Annotated in this window: 14 protein-coding genes; 11 read left to right on the plus strand and 3 right to left on the minus strand. The window is 72.6% G+C overall.

Annotation, left to right across the window (positions count from 1 at the left end; translation table 11 throughout):
- Positions 1–109 precede the first annotated feature (109 nt).
- Positions 110–1,660: an alpha/beta hydrolase gene (locus ACFWR9_RS17850; protein WP_383842638.1), complete on the minus strand. Its 1,551-nt coding sequence runs from the start codon at positions 1,658–1,660 to the stop codon at positions 110–112.
- Between the two features lie 77 nt (positions 1,661–1,737).
- Positions 1,738–4,551 carry a lysylphosphatidylglycerol synthase domain-containing protein gene (locus ACFWR9_RS17855; RefSeq protein ID WP_383842641.1) on the minus strand — a complete coding sequence of 938 codons (2,814 nt, stop codon included), beginning with the start codon at positions 4,549–4,551 and terminating at the stop codon, positions 1,738–1,740.
- Positions 4,552–4,736: 185 nt separating this feature from the next.
- Here ACFWR9_RS17855 and ACFWR9_RS17860 point away from each other — a divergent pair, with 185 nt between their 5' ends.
- The 7 genes from ACFWR9_RS17860 (at position 4,737) to ACFWR9_RS17890 (ending at position 16,320) form a co-directional block, all read left to right on the plus strand.
- Positions 4,737–5,123: an MGMT family protein gene (locus ACFWR9_RS17860; RefSeq protein WP_383842644.1), complete on the plus strand. Its 387-nt coding sequence runs from the start codon at positions 4,737–4,739 to the stop codon at positions 5,121–5,123.
- A gap of 273 nt (positions 5,124–5,396) precedes the next feature.
- Positions 5,397–9,035: an ATP-dependent helicase gene (locus ACFWR9_RS17865; RefSeq protein ID WP_383842647.1), complete on the plus strand. Its 3,639-nt coding sequence runs from the start codon at positions 5,397–5,399 to the stop codon at positions 9,033–9,035.
- 210 nt (positions 9,036–9,245) lie between these two features.
- Complete coding sequence (locus ACFWR9_RS17870; protein ID WP_383842650.1) at positions 9,246–12,719, plus strand: UvrD-helicase domain-containing protein; 3,474 nt, start codon at positions 9,246–9,248, stop codon at positions 12,717–12,719.
- A 10-nt stretch (positions 12,720–12,729) separates the two neighbouring features.
- Entirely contained in the window at positions 12,730–14,142 is a 1,413-nt protein-coding gene (locus ACFWR9_RS17875; RefSeq protein WP_383842653.1) for a dipeptidase, read from the plus strand.
- A gap of 74 nt (positions 14,143–14,216) precedes the next feature.
- Entirely contained in the window at positions 14,217–15,161 is a 945-nt protein-coding gene (gene nudC, locus ACFWR9_RS17880) for an NAD(+) diphosphatase (protein ID WP_383842656.1), read from the plus strand.
- Between the two features lie 86 nt (positions 15,162–15,247).
- A complete protein-coding gene (locus tag ACFWR9_RS17885) occupies positions 15,248–15,583 on the plus strand; it encodes an ArsR/SmtB family transcription factor (RefSeq protein ID WP_383842659.1) in 336 nt (111 codons plus the stop codon).
- On the plus strand, positions 15,583–16,320 hold the full coding sequence (locus ACFWR9_RS17890) for a cation transporter (RefSeq protein ID WP_383842663.1): 738 nt from the start codon (positions 15,583–15,585) through the stop codon (positions 16,318–16,320). Before ACFWR9_RS17885 ends, ACFWR9_RS17890 begins: the two co-directional genes overlap by 1 nt.
- A 73-nt stretch (positions 16,321–16,393) precedes the next feature.
- Here the strand turns inward: ACFWR9_RS17890 and ACFWR9_RS17895 are convergent, their stop codons facing one another.
- Positions 16,394–16,651, minus strand: coding sequence for a mycoredoxin (locus tag ACFWR9_RS17895; RefSeq protein WP_383842666.1), 258 nt, complete (start codon positions 16,649–16,651; stop codon positions 16,394–16,396).
- Between the two features lie 188 nt (positions 16,652–16,839).
- On the opposite strand from ACFWR9_RS17895, the gene ACFWR9_RS17900 reads away from it, so the two are divergent.
- The 4 genes from ACFWR9_RS17900 (at position 16,840) to ACFWR9_RS17915 (ending at position 20,402) form a co-directional block, all read left to right on the plus strand.
- On the plus strand, positions 16,840–19,041 hold the full coding sequence (locus tag ACFWR9_RS17900) for an ATP-dependent DNA helicase UvrD2 (RefSeq protein ID WP_383842669.1): 2,202 nt from the start codon (positions 16,840–16,842) through the stop codon (positions 19,039–19,041).
- A 164-nt stretch (positions 19,042–19,205) separates the two neighbouring features.
- On the plus strand, positions 19,206–19,538 hold the full coding sequence (locus ACFWR9_RS17905) for a hypothetical protein (protein WP_383842672.1): 333 nt from the start codon (positions 19,206–19,208) through the stop codon (positions 19,536–19,538).
- 175 nt (positions 19,539–19,713) lie between these two features.
- Positions 19,714–20,082: a WhiB family transcriptional regulator gene (locus ACFWR9_RS17910; RefSeq protein WP_003973786.1), complete on the plus strand. Its 369-nt coding sequence runs from the start codon at positions 19,714–19,716 to the stop codon at positions 20,080–20,082.
- A complete protein-coding gene (locus ACFWR9_RS17915) occupies positions 20,079–20,402 on the plus strand; it encodes a hypothetical protein (protein ID WP_114529058.1) in 324 nt (107 codons plus the stop codon). Before ACFWR9_RS17910 ends, ACFWR9_RS17915 begins: the two co-directional genes overlap by 4 nt.
- Positions 20,403–20,525: the final 123 nt, after the last annotated feature.

The raw sequence follows: 20,525 nt of genomic DNA on the forward strand, positions 1-20,525 counted from the left end.
GTGCGGCGGATGGCGGTCATGCCATGGTAGGCGGATCACGCAGCGCCCGCCGAAGCCTGTGGATAACGCTTTGACCTGGCGTTTTCCCAGTCCTGGGGCGATGTTGCGGTCAGCTGCAGACGGTACCGGCCGCGGGTACCTTCCCATCCAGCAGGTAGCCGTCCACCGCGTTCCGCACGCACTTGTTCTTGCTGTCGTAGGCACCGTGGCCCTGGCCCTTGTAGGTCAGTTCCACACCGACACCCTTCCCAAGCGCCTCGGCCATCCTCCCGGCTCCCTCGTAGGGCGTCGCCGGGTCGCCGGTGTTGCCGATCACCAGGATCGGCGGCGCACCCGGGGCGCTGACGTCCGGATGGTCGGCGGCGCCGGCCACCGCCCAGTCGGTGCAGCTGAGCATGGACCAGGCGAGGAAGTCGCCGAACAGCGGGGACGCCTTCCGGAATTCGGGCAGCTTGCTTTCCACGTAGGCGGTGTCGTACCGGGGCTTGTCGTCGGCGCAGTTGATCGCGACGTTGGCCGCGGTGATGTTGCTGTACTGGCCGTTCTCGTTGCGCCCGTTCAACGCGTCCGACAGCACCATGAGGACCCGGCCGTCACCGTCGTAGGCCTGCTCCAGGCCCTCGGTGAGGTACTCCCAGAAGTCCTTCGAGTACAGCGCCTGTGCGATGCCGCCGGTCGCCGCGGTCTCGGTGAGCTCGCGGGGAAAGATGCCGGGGATCGGTTTGCGGTCCAGGTCCTTCAGCAGCCGGGCGATACGGGACTTGACGTCGTCGGCGGTGTCCCCGATCGGACAGTCCTCGACCTGGGACACGCAGTCCTCGGCGAAGTTGTCGAGCGCGAGCTGGAAGCCCTCGGCCTGTCCGAGCGAGCCCTGTTCCGGGGTCTGCGTGGGGTCGACGACCGCGTCGAAGACGGCCCGGCCCACCTTCTTCGGGAACAGGTGGGCGTAGACGCCGCCGAGTTCGGTGCCGTAGGAGATGCCGAAGTAGTACAGCTTGTCGTCGCCGAGGACCTGGCGCATCAGGTCCATGTCGCGGGCCGCGTCGGTGGTGGGCACGTGCGGGAGGACCTTCTTCGAGTTCTTCTCGCAGGCCGCGTTGAACTTCTCCGTGTTGTCCACCAACTCGGTGCGCTCGGCCGCGTCGTCGGGGGTGGCGTCCTGCTGGAAGTAGGTGTCGAGCCGCTTGTCGTCCAAGCACTCCACCGTGGCACTGCGGCCGACGCCGCGCGGGTCGAAGCTGACCAGGTCGTAGCGCGTGCGCAGCTTCGCGTAGTCCTGCCCGAAGGCGGGCAGCGTGGTCACGCCCGATCCGCCGGGGCCGCCGAAGTTGAAGATCAGCGAGCCGATCTGCGCGTCGGCCGCGCCGCTCGACTCGGCCCGGATCAGCGCGAGGCCGATCGTGTCGCCCTCGGGGTCGTCGTAGTCGAGGGGCGCCTTCATGGTGGCGCACTGCCACTCGTCGCCGTCCGGCAGCGGGGAGGGGGCGGCGCCGCCGCCCTCGGCCTCGGAAGGTGCCGGGCAGTCCTTCCAGCTGAGCCTCTGTTCCGAGAGGTTCTCGTCGTCCTTGGGCGAACCGCCGCCGCACCCTGCCAGCAGGGCGGACAGCGTGACGGCGGTGGCGGTCAGGGCGGCGGCGCGCAGCCGGGAGGGATTCGGCATGCGTCCATCGTGCGGTCGCGCCGGGCGGTGCGCTCGGGGCAGGGGCCGTACGAGGGACGGGCGGGTTGACGCGCGGGCTACAGCGCCTCTTTCCGCGTCAGGTGGTTGAACATCAGCCAGCCCGGCAGTACCGGCAGCCACAGAGTGAGCAGCCGGTAGAGCAGCACCGCGGGTGCGGCGACCTCCTTGGGGAGGCCGACGGCGATCAGGCCGACCGTCAGCGTCGCCTCGACCGCGCCCACACCGCCCGGCGTCGGCGCGGCGGACCCCAGGGCGTTGCCCGCGAGGAAGACGACCGCGACGCTCGCCAGGCTGATGGACGTCGAGTCGTCGCCGAACGCCCGGATCGAGGCGTCCAGGCACATCACGAAGCAGGCGGTGAGCAGCAGCATGCCGCCGATGCCGGTGATCAGTTTCTGCGGCCGCTGCAGCACGTCCAGCATGCGCGGCACGACTCCGGCGAAAAGCGACCGCACGCGCGTGACGACGAATTTGCGCAGGAACGGCACCGAGGTCACCACGAGCACGAGCACCGCCACGGTCAGCAGACCCGCGATGACCGTCCGGGACGGAGACAGCGACGGCGTCTTCTCGGTGCCGGTCAGATAGCCGAAGGCCAGCAGCATCAGGATGTGGCAGCCGAGCCCGAACAACTGGGAGGCCCCGACACTCGCCACGGCGAGCCCTGGGCGCACGCCCGCCCGCTGGAGGAAACGGGTGTTCAGCGCCACGCCGCCGACCGCCGCCGGGGCGACGATCTTCACGAACGAGCCGGCGACCTGCGCGGCCACGGTCCGCAGGAACGGCACCCGCTCGGGTACGAAGCCCAGCAGGGCCATCGCCGCCGCGATGTAACTCGCCGCCGAGAACAGCACGGCCGCGGCCACCCAGCCCCACTGGGCGTTCGAGATCAGCGGACCGAACTCGATGTGGGTGAGCTGCGTCAGCAGGAAGTAGGCGCCGATCGCCCCGGCGATGAAGCTGATCAGCGTGCGCGGACGCACCCGTTCCAGCCGGGCGGGCTCGACGGGAGCCTGCGGCCTGATGCGCAGTACCGCGTGCCGGATCAGGGTGAGCAGGTCCTCCTCGCGCGCCTCCTCCAGCGCCTCTTCCACGGCCCGCTTCTCGGCCCGCTGTTCCGCACGTGCGGCCTTCTTGTCGGGCTTATCTGACTTGTCCGCCTTTTCGGCCTTGCTGGTGTCCTCCGTCTTGGTGAGCTGGACGCTCTTCTCGGGTGCGTCGCCCGCGTCCTCCCCGGCGGCCGCCTCGGCACGGGCAAGCTTGGCCTGCCGGGACGACTCCAGGACCGCCTCACGCTCGCGCTCGGCGCGTTCCCGCGCGAGTCTGCGCAGCGTCGCGCGTGTGGAGCGGCTGAGCGCGATGGGCTGGAGCATCGGCAGGCAGTCCGCCACGGCGTCGGGACCGAGCACATCCACCGCCGAGGCGACCGCGCGTTCGGCGCCCACCCGCAGGCCGAGCGTCACCAGGAGCTGGGAGATGTCCATGCGCAGCAGCAGGTCTCCGGCGGCGATCTCGCCGATGCGCAGGTCGGTGAGGATCACCGTGCCGGAACGATCCACCAGGATCGCGTCGCCCACCAGCCTGCGGTGCGCGATGCGCCGGGACTGCAGCGCCTGGACCTGCTCCCACGTGTCGCGCAGCAGTTCGTCGGTGATCTCCTCGTCGGGCAGGGAGTCGAGCGTGCGCCCACCGGTGTGCTCGTAGACGAGCATCACGGCGTCGGGCCCCAGCTCGGACGTCGCGATCAGCTTGGGGGCGTTGGCGCCGGCGCCGATCGCCGCGTAGGCGAGCAGCGCCTCCTGCTCCAGGGCCTGCCGCAGGGACGGGAGGCTGCTGCGGGTGGCGAAGCCGCGCAGCGTCAGATTGCGCCACGCGCGGTAGAAGAAGCCCTGCGCCTGCTGCTCCCGGTCCACTACCGTCACATCCAGCGGCCGGCCGTCCTCCAGTGTGACGAAGTAGCGGCGGCCGCGGTCGCCGGTCTCCGCGGTGTCCGTCGGCGCTTCCTGGCGGGCGGCGGTCACCGGGCGGAAGCCGACGTGCCGCAGGCCCGCCATCAGCGTCCGTCCGGTGGGCCGGACGTTGGGGGAGCCGACCGCGTACAGCGTGCCGTAGGCCACGGTCCAGCCGATGAGGACGGTCAGAATGATCGAGAACGGCGTGGTGTAGCCGGTGACGAGCATCGAGAACGCGTCGAGGAGCAGCACGATCCACAGCACCGCGCGCCAGCGTGGTCTGCGGGACATGCCGACCGCGGTCATGTACGCGATGACCGGCGCCAGATAGCCGTGCACGGGGTCGGTCAGCGCGTGGATGTCGCCCGGCGACGGCTGGGTGAGCGCCTCCTGGATGGATCCCGGGGCGGCCTTGGCGACCCACAGGTCCGTGGCCAGGGTCACCCCGTGCGCGAGGACCGCCGCCAGTACGCCGTCGGCGATCCGCAGCCCGTCCCGTTTGATCAGCCGTTCGATCGCGAAGGCGACGGGCACCAGGAGGATCGCGATGCTGGAGGCCAGCCCCGCGATCTTGATCAGCAGGTCGGGAGCCTGCCCGGTGCCCTTGTTGATGTCCTGTTCGAGGCCGGAGGTGGTGCCGTGCGCGAAGGCGGCCACGGCGAGGAGTACGGCGACGGCGAGCACGCCCACCAGCAGCCGCATGAGGTCGGAGGGACGGTGCACGCGCGCGGGGAGGAGTGGTTCGTCGCCCTCCACCTCGTCGATGTGCGCCACGTCGTCGGGATCGGCGGCTGTGGCCGACCTGCCTGCCGCGGCACGCCGGCCGGCCTTCCCGCCGCTGTCGTCGGCGGTGTCCGGGCGCGACGAAGAGTCAGAGGTGCCCTCGGCGTCCTCGGGGTGCACACCCTGCTGCTTCATCGCCTCTTCTTGCTCTCGTATCACTGGTCACCGCCCGCACGATGGTGGCATGCCGCGTCGGCCTCGGCAGGCATCAGGGTGCCCGTGCGGGCCGCACAGTCTGCCCGAAGCGCCGCGTCCGGGCGAGGGATGCGCATCGTCGGGAGCGCGTCGCTTCGTCGCAGGGGTGCGGCAGGATGGGGCGGATGAGCGAGCAGAGCCTTCCGGACGGCGCCCGCGCGGAGCACGCGGACGCACTGCCCGAGTATGCCGAGCGAGTCCTTGACGTGACCGACCTGATCCCGCCGGGCCGCGTCATGACGTACGGGGACGTCGCCGAGTACCTGGAGGAAGGGGGACCCCGTCAGGTCGGCCGCGTGATGTCCCTCTACGGGGGAGGCGTCCCCTGGTGGCGTGTCGTCCGCGCGGACGGGGCCCTGCTCGCCGGGCACGAACTGGAGGCCCTCGACCGCTACCGGGACGAGGGCACGCCCCTGAAGGAGGCGAGCAGGGCCGCGGAGGGCCATCTGCCGCGCCTCGACCTGAAGCGGGCGCGGTGGGACGGCGGCGGACGTGCACAGGGTCACACCTGACAGCTTCCGCCATGAGGCCGGTCGGCGTGTGACCTGTGATCCGGATGAGGGAAACGGGACACATCGGGCATGTCTGTGGCATGACGTACGTTCGTGGGGCGGGGGGCACGCGCGTCGCGAGTGACCCGAGGGAAGAGAGGGAAGAAGGGGAAGCTCTGCTTCCGCCTCGTCCGTCGGCGTAGCGTCGGCCGCACGCGTCCCCCTCATCCCGCGCTCACCGCCGTGCGCGCGACGCGGACCCACCAGCACACCCACCAGGACCGGCGAACCCACGTGAGCTCCTCTTCCTTCACCGGACACCCGTCGCACCCCCAGGTGCGACGGGGGAGCCGCGGCGCTTACCGACTGGTGCGTACCCCGCCGGCGCGAAAGGACCCCCCTCGTCTGGACGCCGCACAGCGTGCCGTGGTTGACCACGGCACCGGTCCGCTGCTCGTCCTCGCGGGTCCGGGCACCGGCAAGACCACCACGCTCGTCGAGTCCGTGGCGGACCGGATCGCCAAGGGCGGCGACCCCGAGCGCATCCTGGTGCTGACCTTCAGCCGCAAGGCTGCCGTCGAGCTGCGCGACCGCATGGCCCTGCGCATGGGCGCCGCCCGCGCCCCGCGGGCGACGACCTTTCACTCCTTCGGTTACGCCCTGGTCCGCGCCCACCAGGACAGCGACCTGTTCGTCGAGCCCCTGCGCCTGCTGTCCGGTCCGGAGCAGGACGTCACGGTGCGCGAGCTGCTCGCCGGGCAGGTCGACCTGGAGCGGCTCGGACTGGCACACGTGCGCTGGCCCGACGAACTGCGCGCCTGCCTGACCACCCGCGGCTTCGCCGACGAGGTCCGCGCGGTGCTCGCCCGCAGCCGCGAACTCGGTCTGGGCCCGGAGGCGCTGGGAGACTTCGCCCGGCGCATCGGCCGCCCCGACTGGCGGGCCGCCGCCGTCTTCCTCGCCGAGTACCTCGACGTGCTCGACCTGCAAGGCGTGCTCGACTACGCGGAACTGGTCCACCGCGCGGTGCTCCTCGCCCGCCGCCCCGAGGTCTCCGCACACCTGGCGGGTCAGTACGACGCGGTTTACGTCGACGAGTACCAGGACACCGACCCGGCCCAGGTACGGCTGCTGCACGCCCTGGCCGGCGGCGGGCGCACCCTCGTCGCCTTCGGCGACCCCGACCAGTCGATCTACGCCTTCCGGGGCGCGGACGTGAACGGCATCCTGGACTTCCCGGCCGCCTTCCCGCGCGCGGACGGCCGTCCGGCGCCGGTCGAGGTACTGCGGACCTCGCGGCGCTCCGGGGCGGCCCTGCTGGCCGGCACCCGCCTGCTGACCCAGCGGATGCCGCTGACCCGCCTTCCCGCCGCCAAGGTGCGAGCCCACCGCGAGCTGACCCCGGTGCGGGACGGGGGGCGCGTCGAGGTGTACACGTACCCCACCTCCGGGACCGAACTGGACAACGTCGCCGACATCCTGCGCCGGGCCCACCTGGAGGACGGCGTCCCCTGGGGCGACATGGCCGTCCTGGTGCGCGCCGGCTCCCGCACCATTCCCACGATGCGCCGGGCGCTCACCGCGGCCGGCGTCCCGCTGGACATCGACGGCGACGACCTTCCGCTGCGCCACGAGCCCGCGGTGGCGCCCTTGCTGACGGCATTGCGGGCGGTGGCGGAGGCCGAGGCGGGAGCGGGTGCGGGGGAGCCCCGGCGCGGGGAGGTCGCCGGTGGCGCGGGGGGCGGTGGTGCCGGTGACGCGGCCGGCGGTGCCGGTGCCGGTGCCGGTGCCGTGGCGGACGGCGCCGGTGACGCGCGTGAGGGCGAGCCCGGGACCGGCACTGCGGCGGAGGCGGAGGCAGCGGCGTACGCGGAGGCACCGACGGATGCCGAGGCAGCGGCGTACGCGGAGGCACCGGCGGAGGCGGAGGCAGCGGCGTACGCGGAGGCACCGGCGGAGGCGGAGGCAGCGGCGTACGCGGAGGCACCGGCGGACCGGGAGGCACCAGCGGGCCCGGAGGCAGCGGCCGACGCCGAGACAGCGGCCCCCTGCTGGCTCCCCACCGAGACCGCCCTCACCCTCCTCACCTCCCCCCTCGCCGCCATGGACGCGGCCGACCTGCGCCGCCTGGGCCGCGCCCTGCGCGACGAGGAGCGGGCCGCCGGCAACGCGCTGCCCGCGCCCTCGGACGAACTGCTCGCGCGTGCGCTGGCCGAGCCGGAGCGGCTGGCGGTGCACGACCCCGCCTACGCGCGCGGCGCCCAGCGTCTCGGCGCGTTGCTCCGCAAGGCCCGCGCGCGCCTGGCGGACGGCGGCAGCGCCGAGGAGGCTCTGTGGGACCTGTGGGACGGCACCCCGTGGCCGACCCGTCTGGAACGCTCCGCCCGGCGCGGCGGCGCGGCCGGACGCAACGCCGACCGCGATCTCGACGCCGTGTGCGCGCTGTTCGCGACGGCCGCCCGCGCGGAGGAGCGCACCGGTGGCCGGGGCGCCCTGAACTTCCTCGAGGAGATCGACGCCGAGGACATCGCCGCCGACACCCTCACGCGGCGTGCCGTCCGCCCCGACGCCGTCCGCCTGATGACCGCGCACCGCTCGAAGGGGCTGGAGTGGCGGCTGGTCGTCGTCGCGGGCGTCCAGGAGGGACTCTGGCCGGACCTGCGGCGCAGGGGCTCGCTGCTGGAGGCCGACCGGATCGGCCGCGACGGTCTCGCCGAACCGCTGACACCCGGAGCCCTGCTCGCCGAGGAACGGCGCCTGTTCTACGTGGCCGCCACGCGCGCGCGTGAACGCCTCGTCGTGACCGCGGTGAAGGCACCGGCCGACGACGGCGACCAGCCCTCCCGGTTCCTGACCGAACTCGGCGTCGAACCCGCCGACGTCACGGGCCGTCCGCGCCGCCCCCTGGCCGTCGCGGCGCTCGTCGCCGAGCTGCGGGCCACCACCGTCGACCCCCGCGTCTCCGAACCCCTCAGGGAGGCCGCCGCCCGCCGCCTGGCCCGGCTGGCCGCCCTCACCGACGAGGACGGCCGTCCGCTGGTGCCGTCCGCCCACCCGTACCGGTGGTGGGGCATGTGGGACCCGACCGAGAGCAAGGTGCCGCTGCGCGACCGCGACCAGCCCGTCACGCTCTCCGGCAGCGCCCTGGACCAGTTGGCCAACACGTGCGCCCTGCAGTGGTTCCTGGGCCGCGAGGTGAAGGCGGACGCGCCCGCGACGGCCGCCCAGGGCTTCGGCAACGTGGTGCATGTCCTCGCCGACGAGGTGGCCTCCGGGCGCACCCCGGCCGACCTCGCCGTCCTCATGGAACGCCTCGACTCCGTGTGGAACGCGCTCGCCTTCGACGCGCCGTGGAAGTCCACGCAGGAGAAGGCCAACGCGCGCGTGGCGCTCGAACGCTTCCTGAAGTGGCACGTCATGGACCGCGCCGGGCGCACGCCGGTGGCCAGCGAGCACGACTTCGACGTGACCCTGGAGGCGGGCGAGTACGAGGTGCGCATCCGCGGCCAGATGGACCGCGTCGAGACCGACGGCGACGGCCGCGCCTACGTCGTCGACTTCAAGACCGGCAAGCAGGCACCCACCGCGGCCGAGGTGGTCCACCACCCGCAGCTCGCCGTCTACCAGCTCGCGGTCCGCGAGGGCGCCGTCGACGAGGCCTTCGACGGCGTACGCCCCGAACCGGGCGGCGCCGAACTCGTCCAGCTCCGCCAGGGCGCGCCCCGGCGGGACGGCGGCGAGACCCTGCCCAAGGTGCAGGCGCAGGAGTCACAGGAGGGAGCGGCGGGCGAGTGGGTCGGCGACCTGCTGGCCACCGCCGCCGGCAAGGTCCTCGACGAACGCTTCACCCCGACCGCCGGCCAGCACTGCACGCACTGCGCCTTCCGCGCGTCGTGCAGCGCGCGGCCCGAGGGACGGCACGTCGTGGAGTAGCCGTGCCGACGCGGCTCCGCCCGGCGGGACGCGGAGTGGCGAACGGGGCGGGCGCGCGCGACCGGTGTGATGAGCCGCGCCGCGACCGGTGTGATGAACCGCGCCGCAACCGGTGTGATGAGCCGCACCACACGTGCTGACCAGCGCTTCCGCCGGCTCCGGAACCCGCTACGAGTATCAATGTCAGTGGCCGCCGCTAGCCTCTCTGACGTGCCTGCCCATCTCACCGATCCCGATCAGCTCAAGGAGCTCCTAGGGATCCCCTTCACCCCGGAGCAGACGGCCTGCATCGTCGCGCCGCCCGCCCCGCAGGTGATCGTGGCCGGAGCCGGGTCGGGGAAGACCACGGTCATGGCGGCGCGTGTGGTGTGGCTGGTCGGCACCGGCCAGGTCGCCCCGGAGCAGGTCCTCGGACTCACCTTCACCAACAAGGCGGCCGGCGAACTCGCCGAGCGTGTCCGCAAGGCCCTGATCCGTGCGGGCGTCACCGACCCGGACGTGATCGACCCGGACCACCCACCGGGCGAACCCGTGATCTCGACGTACCACGCCTTCGCGGGCCGTCTCCTGACCGACCACGGCCTGCGGCTCGGCCTGGAGCCGACCTCCCGCCTCCTGGCCGACGCCACCCGCTACCAGCTCGCCGCGCGGGTGCTGCGTGAGGCCCCGGGCCCCTACCCGGCCCTCACCCGCTCCTTTCCCGACCTGGTCGGCGACCTCCTCAACCTCGACGCGGAACTCGCCGAGCACCTCGTACGCCCGGAGGACCTGCGCACCTGGGACGCCGGACTCCTGGACTCCCTCCAAGGGGTCCGGCTCAGCAACGCCGATCTGCGCAAGGTGCCCGAGGCCGCAGCCGCGCGGCGGGAGCTGGCCGGCCTGGTGATCCGCTACCGCGCCGCCAAACGCGAACGGGACCTGCTCGACTTCGGCGACCAGATCGCCCTCTCCGCGCGGCTCGCCGGGCTCCCGGAGGTGGGCCGCCTCCTGCGCGACGAGTTCCGGGTCGTGCTGCTCGACGAGTACCAGGACACCTCGGTGGCCCAGCGCGTCCTCCTGGCCGGTCTGTTCGGCGGCGGCACCGGCCACCCCGTGACCGCCGTCGGCGACCCCTGCCAGGCGATCTACGGCTGGCGCGGCGCCTCCGTGGCCAACCTCGACGACTTCCCCGCCCACTTCGAGCACCCGGACGGCCGCCCCGCCGCCCGGCAGGCGCTCAGCGAGAACCGTCGCAGCGGCGGCCGGCTTCTAGACCTCGCCAACGGCCTCGCCGAGCCCCTGCGCGCCATGCACGCGGGCGTGGAGGCCCTGCGGCCCGCACCCGGCGCCGAACGCGACGGCATCGTCCGCTGCGCCCTGCTCGGCACCCACGCCGAGGAGATCGACTGGATCGCCGACTCCGTCGCCCACCTCGTGCGCACCGGGCAGGCGCCCGGGGAGATCGCCGTCCTGTGCCGTACCGCGACCGACTTCGCCGAGATCCAGGGCGCCCTGGTGGCCAGGGACGTCCCCGTCGAGGTCGTGGGCCTCTCCGGGCTGCTGCACCTGCCCGAGGTGGCCGACCTGGTCGCCGTCTGCGAAGTACTCCAGGACCCGGGCGCCAACGCCTCCCTGGTGCGCCTGCTCACCGGCCCCCGCTGGCGTGTCGGCCCGCGCGACCTCGCCCTCCTCGGCCGCCGCGCACGGCGTCTGGTGAGCCACGCGCGCGTGGACGGCGGCGACGACCCCGACCGGAGGCTCGCCGAGGCCGTCGAAGGAGTCGACCCCTCCGAGGTGATATCGCTCGCCGACGCCCTCGACACCTTCCTGGAGACGCCGCTGGACGGCACCGGGGACGACGACGGGCTGCCCTTCTCACCGGACGCGCGCGTGCGGTTCGCCCGGCTGGCCACCGAGCTGCGGGAGCTGCGCCGGGCCCTGTCCGACCCCCTCATGGACGTGCTGCACCGTGTCCTCGCCGTCACCGGCCTGGAGGTCGAGCTGTCGGCGTCGCCGCACGCCCTGGCCGCCCGCCGCCGCGAGACCCTGTCGAACTTCCTGGACGTCGCCGCCTCCTTCGCCGCGAGCGACGGCGAGGCCACCTTGCTCGCCTTCCTCGGTTTCCTGCGCACCGCCGCCCAGTACGAGAAGGGCCTCGACAACGCCCTGCCCGGCGGCGAGAACACCGTCAAGGTGCTCACCGCGCACCGGTCCAAGGGCCTGGAGTGGGACGTGGTCGCCGTACCCGGCCTGGTCACGGGCACCTTTCCCAGCGGACAGGGCCGCGAGAAGTGGACCGCCCAGGGCAAGGTGCTCCCGCACGGGCTGCGGGGCGACTCCGACACCCTGCCCGACGTCGAGTCCTGGGACTCCCGCGGCCTGAAGGCCTTCCACGAGGCCATGAAGGAGCATCAGCACACCGAGGAACTCCGCCTCGGCTACGTAACCTTCACCCGCCCCCGCTCCCTGCTGCTCGGCTCCGGCCACTGGTGGGGCCCCAGCCAGAAGAAGCCCCGGGGGCCGTCCGCCTTCCTCACGGCCCTGTACGAGCACTGCGCGGCCGGGCACGGCGAGATCGAGGCATGGGCGGACGAGCCCGCCGAGGACGAGGAGAACCCGGCCCTGCACCGGGCGACCGCCGATCAGGTCTGGCCGCTGCCCCTGGACGACGAGGCGCTCGCCCGGCGCCGGGCCGCCGCCGAGACCGTCCTCGCCCACCTCGCCACACAGGAGGACGCCGCCCCGGACACCCACGACGACCCCGACTGGCCGCCACGCCCCGAAGACGACGAGCCGGCCCTGGAGGAAGCGGAGCCCGGCGGGTCCGAGAACCCGGCCGACGCCTGGGACTCCTGGACCACGGACCGTCCCACCGTGCCGCACCAGGCGACCGCTCCGGGACAGCCCGACGGTACCGACCTGCCCCGTGCCGCACCCGGAGAGCCCGGCCCCGGGCAGGACGCCCCCGCCCGCCTCACCCCGGAGGAGTCCCGCACTGTCGCCTCCTGGGACCGCGATCTCGACGCCCTCACCGGCGAACTGCTGCGCGCCCGCGAGAGCGTCACCGAGGTGCCCCTCCCGGCGTCGCTGACCGCCTCCCAGCTGCTGGACCTGGCGGCCGACCCGGACGGCTTCGCGCAGGAGCTGGCCCGTCCCATGCCCCGCCCGCCCCGGCCCGCCGCCCGCCGCGGCACCCGGTTCCACGCCTGGGTCGAGGCCCGCTTCGAGCCGCTGACGCTCCCCTTGCTGGAACCCGGGGAGCTGCCCGGCGACGACGCCGAGATCGCCGACGAACAGGACCTGGAGTTCCTCAAGGACGCCTTCGAGCGGACCGAGTACGCCCGCCGCACCCCCCACCGCGTCGAGGCGCCGTTCCAGCTCACGCTCGCCGGCCGGGTCGTGCGCGGCCGTATCGACGCCGTCTACAAGGAGGGCGACGGGAGAACGGCGACGTACGAGATCGTCGACTGGAAGACGAGCCGAGCCCGCACCGCGGACCCGCTCCAGCTCGCGCTCTACCGCCTCGCCTGGGCCGAGCAGCAGCACGTACCGCTGGAGTCGGTGACGGCCGCATTCCTCTACGTACGCACCGGGGACGTCGTACGGCCCGACGGGCTGCCGGACCGTGCCGCGCTGGAGAACCTGCTGCTGGCCGAACCGGTCGGTGACGAACCGCACGATCGGGGTGTCCGTGCGGGCCGATAGGCTCGTGAGCATGAGCCACCCCGTTGACAATGCTGTCAGCGCTGTCCGTACGTACATCGAGCAGCACCGTGCCGCCTTCCTCGACGACCTCGTCGCCTGGCTGCGCATCCCGTCGGTGTCCGCGCAGCCCGACCACGCGACCGATGTGCGCCGCAGCGCCGACTGGCTCGCCGCCAAGCTGAAGGAGACCGGCTTCGAGACCGCCGAGGTCTGGCCCACCGCGGGCGCCCCGGCCGTCTTCGCCGAGTGGCCCTCCGAAGACCCCCAGGCACCGACGATCCTCGTCTACGGCCACCACGACGTGCAGCCCGCCGCCCGCGAGGACGGCTGGAGCAGCGACCCCTTCGAACCGGTCGTCCGCGAGAACCGTCTCTACGCGCGCGGGGCAGCGGACGACAAGGGGCAGGTGTTCTTTCACACACTCGGCGTCCGTGCCCACCTGGCCGCCACCGGCCGCACCACGCCCGCGGTGAACCTCAAGCTGCTCATCGAGGGCGAGGAGGAGTCCGGCTCCCCGCACTTCCGCACCCTGGTCGAGGGGCGCGCAGACCAGCTCACCGCCGACGCGGTGATCGTCTCCGACACCGGCATGTGGTCCGAGGACACACCCACGGTGTGCACCGGCATGCGCGGTCTCGCGGAGTGCGAGATCCGGCTGCACGGTCCCGACCAGGACATCCACTCGGGCTCCTTCGGCGGCGCGGTCCCGAACCCGGCCACCGCGATCGCCCGCCTGGTGGCGGCCCTGCACGACGAACACGCGCGCGTGACGATCCCCGGCTTCTACGACGGCGTGATCGAACTCACCGACGAGGAACGCGACCTCTTCGCCGAGCTGCCGTTCGACGAGCGGAAGTGGCTGGACACGGCCAAGTCGTACGCGGCCCACGGCGAGGCCGGCCACACCACACTGGAACGCGTCTGGACCCGCCCCACCGCCGAGGTCAACGGCATCGGCGGCGGCTACCAGGGCCCCGGCAGCAAGACGATCATCCCGTCGTCCGCCATGGTGAAGCTCTCCTTCCGTCTGGTCGCGGGCCAGGACCCGGAGCACGTCGAAAAGGCCGTCCACGCGTGGACCGCCGAACAGGTGCCCGCCGGGATCCGCTGCGAGATCGCCTTCGCCCCGGCCACGCGCCCGTGCCTGACGCCGCTGGAGCACCCGGCGCTGCGGTCGGTGGCCCGCGCGATGGACCTGGCCTTCGGGAAACCGGTCCGCTTCACCCGGGAGGGCGGCTCCGGACCGGCCGCCGACCTCCAGGAGGTGCTCGGCACGCCGGTGCTGTTCCTCGGCATCTCCGTCCCGTCCGACGGCTGGCACGCCCCCGACGAGAAGGTGGAGCTGGACCTGCTGCTCAAGGGAGTGGAGACCGCCGCCCACCTGTGGGGCGACCTGGGGGAGCACTGGCGCCACGCACCCTGAGCGCCCCGCCGCCCTACGACCCGCTGAACCCGCCTGCCGAACCGAACCGCTCACCGGGGGAGTTGGAAGCACCCGTGACCACCTGGACCGACCGCACCGCCGACCGTCCCATCTCGCTCACCGCTCCGAGCGGCATCGACCGCGCCGCCCACCACCGCCTCGACGAGGCCTGGCTCGCGGCGGCATGGAGCCACCCCTCGACGCGCTGCTTCGTGGTCTCCGGCGGCCAGGTCCTCATCGACGAGACGCCCGACGGGCGCACCGAGCTCGTCATGACCCCCTCCTTCGAGGCCCCGCTCACCGAGGCACACCGCTACTTCCTGGGCACCGACGAGGACGGGGTCAGCTACTTCGCCCTCCAGAAGGACTCCCTGCCCGGCCGTATGGACCAGTCCGCGCGCCCGGCGGGCCTGCGGGAGGCGGGGCTGCTCCTGGCACCCCGTGACGCGGGCCTGATGGCCCACGCGGTCGCCCTGGAGAACTGGCAGCGCCTGCACCGGTTCTGCTCCCGTTGCGGCGAGCGCACCGTCATCGCGGCGGCCGGCCACATCCGCCGCTGCCCCGCCTGCGGCGCCGAGCACTACCCGCGCACCGACCCCGCCGTGATCATGGCCGTCACGGACGACGACGACCGCATCCTGCTCGGCCGCCAGGTCCACTGGCCCGAGGGCCGTTTCTCCACGCTCGCCGGTTTCGTGGAGCCCGGCGAGTCCATCGAGCAGTCGGTGCGCCGCGAGGTCCAGGAGGAGGCCGGGATCACCGTCGGCCCCGTCGAGTACGTCGCCAGCCAGCCCTGGCCCTTCCCGTCCAGCCTGATGCTCGGCTTCATGGCCCACGCCACGTCGACCGACATCGAGGTCGACGGCGACGAGATCCACGAGGCGCGCTGGTTCTCCCGCGACGAACTGGGCGCCGCCTTCGAGTCGGGCGAGGTGCTCCCGCCCTACGGGATCTCGATCGCGGCCCGCCTCATCGAACTCTGGTACGGCAGGCCACTACCGACGCGCGCCGTGTTCTGAGGGCGGGTGGCGGTCCGAACCGGAGGGTGTTGAGAGGGTAACGGTTCAAGCTCCCCTGAATTCAGGAAGTCGTGTACTTTCGTCGGGTGCTGACTGTTGCCTCCGACATCGAAGTACTGGCCCGGTTCGGTCGCGCGCTCGCCGACCCGATCCGCTGCCGCATCCTGCTCGCCCTGCGTGCGGCCCCGGCGTACCCCGCCGACCTCGCCGACGCGCTCGGCGTCTCCCGTACGCGGCTGTCGAACCACCTGGCGTGCCTGCGCGACTGCGGCCTCGTCCTCACCGTCCCCGACGGCCGCCGCACCCGCTACGAGCTGGCCGACGAACGCCTCGGTCACGCGCTGGACGACCTGCGCACCGCCGTCGTGGCCGTCGAGACCGACCGCACGTGTCCGGACGCCGAGGACCGGGGGTGCTGCTGATGGCCGCGATCACCCTCGGCCCCTCCCCGGCCCGCCGCGACGCGCTCACCCGGCGCATACGTCTGCTCGTCGCGGCCACCATCACCTACAACGTCGTCGAAGCCGTCATGGCCATCACCGCCGGCACGCTCGCGTCCTCCACCGCCCTGATCGGCTTCGGCCTGGACTCGGTCATCGAGGTCTCCTCCGCCACCGCCGTCGCCTGGCAGTTCTCGGCCACGGACCACGCCGTGCGCGAGGCCCGCGAGCGGACCACGCTGCGGATCATCGCCGTCTCGTTCTTCGTCCTCGCCGCCTACGTGAGCGTCGAAGCGGTCCGGGCGCTCGCCGGGAACGCGGAGGCCGAGCGCTCCGTCCCCGGCATCGTGCTGGCCGCGCTCTCCGTCGCCATCATGCCGTTCCTGGCCGCCACCCAACGCCGCGCGGGGCGTGAACTCGGCTCCGCCTCGGCCGTCGCGGACTCCAAGCAGACGCTGCTGTGCACGTACCTGTCCGCCGTGCTGCTCGTCGGCCTGGTCCTCAACGCCACCCTCGGCTGGTCGTGGGCCGACCCGATCGCCGCGCTCTTGATCGCGGCCGTCGCGATCAAGGAAGGCCGCGACGCCTGGCGGGGCAAGGGATGCTGCGCACCCTCGGCCGCGTCGGTCCTGGCCGCCGACGGCACTGCCGCCAGCACGGCCGGCCTCGCTGCCGACGCCTGCGGCGGCTGCCGCCCCGGCTGCGACTGCTGCGCCTGACCCCCCCCGGCGCACGAAGCACCGCAGCCCCCGACCGGCGTGAGGCCGGGTCGGGGGCTGCGTCTCGCGGGGGTCAGGCGCCCAGCGCCTGCTTCACCTGGGCAAGGCTCGGGTTCGTCATGACGACCTCCGTGGCACCGTTGGTGGGGATCACCTGGACCGTGGGGACCGTCTGGTTCCCGCCATTGGCCTTCTCCACGAAGGCCGCGGAGTCCGGGTCGTGCTCGATGTTGATCTCGGTGTACGCGATGCCCTCGCGGTCCATCTGGCTCTTCAGCCGACGGCAGTAGCCGCACCACGTGGTGCTGTACATCGTCACAGTGCCCGGCATGTCTCTCGCGCTCCTTCGGCGACTCGGGGATCCGACGGCTCGGGGATGAGGTCGCAGGAGGGGAACGTCCACGGCGGCGCCACCATTCCCGTCCCGTGAGGCCCGTCGCATCGGCATTGGTACGACTATCGGAGCGTGCCTGTGGACAACCGACTCACCCGTCCCGCGAGACCTGGCAGCATGGCGGTGTGACAGCAGCAACGCACTCCACCCTCTTCCCGCAGGTACCGGACTCGGCCGACGCGGTGCTCGAAGGGCTCGACCCCGAGCAGCGCGAGGTGGCGACCGCCCTGCGCGGACCGGTGTGCGTGCTGGCGGGAGCCGGCACGGGCAAGACCCGGGCGATCACCCACCGCATCGCCTACGGGGTGCGCGCCGGGATCCTGCAGCCCACCAGCGTGCTCGCCGTCACCTTCACCAACCGCGCCGCGGGGGAGATGCGGGGCCGGCTGCGCCAGCTCGGGGCGTCCGGTGTCCAGGCCCGCACGTTCCACTCGGCGGCGCTGCGCCAGCTCCAGTACTTCTGGCCGAAAGCGATCGGCGGCTCCCTGCCCAGGCTCGTCGACCGCAAGATCCAGCTCGTCGCCGACGCGGCCGCCGCCTGCCGCATCCGCCTCGACCGGGGTGAGCTGCGCGACGCCACCGCGGAGATCGAGTGGTCCAAGGTGACCCAGACCGTCCCCGCCGACTACGCCCCCGCGGCCGCCAAGGCCGGTCGCGAGACACCCCGCGACCCGGCGGAGATCGCCCAGCTCTACGCCGCCTACGAGGACCTCAAGCGCAGTCGCGGAGTCATCGACTTCGAGGACGTGCTGCTGCTGACGGTGGCCGTCCTACAGGACCGGCACGACGTCGCCGACCAGGTCCGCGCCCAGTACCAGCACTTCGTGGTGGACGAGTACCAGGACGTCAGCCCGCTCCAGCAGCGCCTGCTGGAGCTGTGGCTCGGCGACCGCGACGACTTGTGTGTGGTCGGCGACGCCAGCCAGACGATCTATTCGTTCACGGGAGCAACGCCCGACCACTTGCTGGACTTCCGTGTCCGGCACCCCGGTGCCACCGTCGTCAAACTGGTCCGCGACTACCGCTCCACCCCGCAGGTGGTCCACCTCGCCAACGGACTGCTGGCCCAGGCCCGGGGCCGGGCCGCCGACCACCGGTTGGAACTGGTCTCCCAGCGACCGGCCGGCCCCGAGCCCGCCTACACCGAGTACCCGGACGAACCGGCCGAGGCCGAGGGCGCGGCCCGACGCATCCGCGAACTCGTCGACGCGGGTGTTCCCGCCGCCGAGATCGCGATCCTGTTCCGGACCAACTCCCAGTCGGAGACCTACGAACAGGCCCTCGCCGACGCCGGTGTCCCGTACCAGTTGCGAGGCGCGGAGCGCTTCTTCGACCGCCCTGAGGTGCGCAAGGCCCACAGCGCTCTGCGGGCGGCGGCCCGCTTCGGCGGCAACGACTCCCTCCTGGACGACGTCGTCGACCTGCCCTCGCAGGTGCGCGCGGTGCTGTCGGGGGAGGGCTGGACCTCGGAGCCCCCGGCCGGGTCGGGCGCCGTCCGGGAACGTTGGGAGTCGCTGGCCGCCCTGGTCGGACTGGCCCAGGACTTCGCCGCCGCCAGAGCGGGCGTCACGCTGAGCGACCTGGTCGTGGAACTCGACGAGCGGGCCGGCGCCCAACACGCCCCCACGGTGCAGGGCGTCACCCTCGCCTCCCTGCACTCGGCCAAGGGCCTGGAGTGGGACGTCGTCTTTCTGGTGGGCGTCGCCGAGGGCATGATGCCGATCACCTACGCAAAGACCGACGAGCAGATCGAGGAGGAGCGCCGCCTGCTCTACGTCGGTGCCACCCGCGCGCGCGAACGCCTGCACCTCTCCTGGGCACTGGCCCGCTCGCCCGGCGGCAGGCCGAGCCGTCGGCCCAGCCGCTTCCTCAAGGGGCTGCGGCCCGGCTCCGGCACGGCGGGCGGGCAGGCCGCGGCGGGCGGCACCGGAGGGGTCGAGCGCGGACGCGGAGGGGGCGGCGTCGCGGCCGCCGTCCCGAGACGGACACCGCGGACGCCGGCCCGCTGCCGGGTCTGCGGGCGCACGCTCACCGACGCCGGCGAGATGAAACTGATGCGCTGCGAGGACTGCCCGTCCGACATGGACGAGGGTGTCTACGAGCGGCTGCGCGAGTGGCGGGCGGTCCAGGCGGGGCGCAGCGGACAGCCCGCGTTCTGCGTCTTCACCGACAAGACGCTGATGGCGATCGCCGAGTCCGTCCCGGAGGACGAGCGCGAGCTGGCCCGGATCCCGGGGGTCGGAGCGCGCAAGCTCAACCGCTACGGAGCCGACGTCCTGGCCATCTGCGCAGGTCAGGATGGAGCGGGGCTGGACGAGGGCGACTGATACAAACTCGTCGAGAAAATAGTTTGCGCATGCCCCGGGAATCCCCATAGGTTCTTGGTCACGGGAGCAGCGGCCTTCCCGAAGGCCCTGAATCCGTGTTGTACTTGCATATCCACGGACTGGTTCATCCCAGTCCCCCGAGACGCCGAGAGGAGGCGAGTCCAGTGATCAGCATCAACACCAGCTCCACCGCCGGTTTCACCGCCACAATGACCGACCGCTCGGCCGTCTCCCTGTGCATGCTCGGCGCCTCCAACTCGGGCACCGGTCTGTCCGGCATTCGCGCCGTGCGTCCGGCCGCCTCCTCCGTTGCCCCCGCGGGCCTTCCCGTCCGTGAGCGCAATGAGCGACCGACCAAGGCACTGGAAGCAGCTGTAACGGCACAGGCGCAGGCCTATGCCTTTACCGCGACCGGTGCCGGATTCCGGAAGCAGACGACGCAGCACCACCTGATGTGGGCCTTCCGTGGGCCAGAACCCTGGAGTGATCCAGCCTGATCGTCGATCAGGCCGGCGCCTTCAGGGCCGCGGAACCCCACCCGGGATCCGCGGCCCTTCTGTTTGTCCCCGAACGGGGATGACAGCACGAAGGAGCCTCGGGACAAGAAAAGAACCCGGTACCAAGCGGCCAACCGGCCAACCGGCCGGAACGACCAGACGAGGAAGACCACCCGTGCAACTCGAAGCGCACGCCCCGTCCGTACCGCCTTCCGACACGATCCCCAAGCCCTGTTCCACGGAGGACTCCACCTTGACCCCGCTCACCGCGCTCACCGCGCTCGACGACGCCATCGAGAACCTCGGCGTGCCCGTCCCCTGCCGTTCCTACGACCCGGAGGTCTTCTTCGCCGAGTCGCCGGCGGACGTCGAGTACGCCAAGTCCCTCTGCCGCACCTGCCCGTTGATCGAGGCCTGCCTCGCCGGTGCCAAGGAGCGGCGTGAGCCCTGGGGCGTCTGGGGTGGCGAGCTGTTCGTCCAGGGTGTCGTCGTCGCCCGGAAGCGGCCCCGTGGTCGCCCGCGCAAGAACCCGGTTTCGGCATGAACATCACCGGAACGATCGACCGCCCCCTCACGTACGACCCCCAGAAGCAGGCCCCGATGAAGCCGTCTCCCCACGACATCGCAGGCTCCGCGCCTGAAGACTTCACCACCACCGGCGCGAAGGACTCGCGTCAGAACAGGACCCGCGAAATGCAACTCATCCCAGAAGCCCTGGCACGTGCGCATATGCACGACCGCCTGATCGAGGCGGAGCAGGAGCGTCGGGCGATGCGCCTGGCGACCGCTCGCCGGATGCAGCGCCGGGCGGAGCGCGCCTCGATGCGTGCTCGGCGTGCGCTCGCCATGGCGGTCATGCAGTAGCCGACACACCTGAAGCGGTGGTCTCCCGGCCCGGGAGACGAAGCTCTGCCCGTGGGGGCCGGTCCGGTCGAACGGACCGGCCCCCACCGGCCGGTCCGCGCCCCGGGGTGAGGCCAGCGCCCC

The sequence above is a fragment of the Streptomyces sp. NPDC058534 genome, assembly GCF_042717365.1.
Taxonomy (GTDB): Bacteria; Actinomycetota; Actinomycetes; order Streptomycetales; family Streptomycetaceae; genus Streptomyces.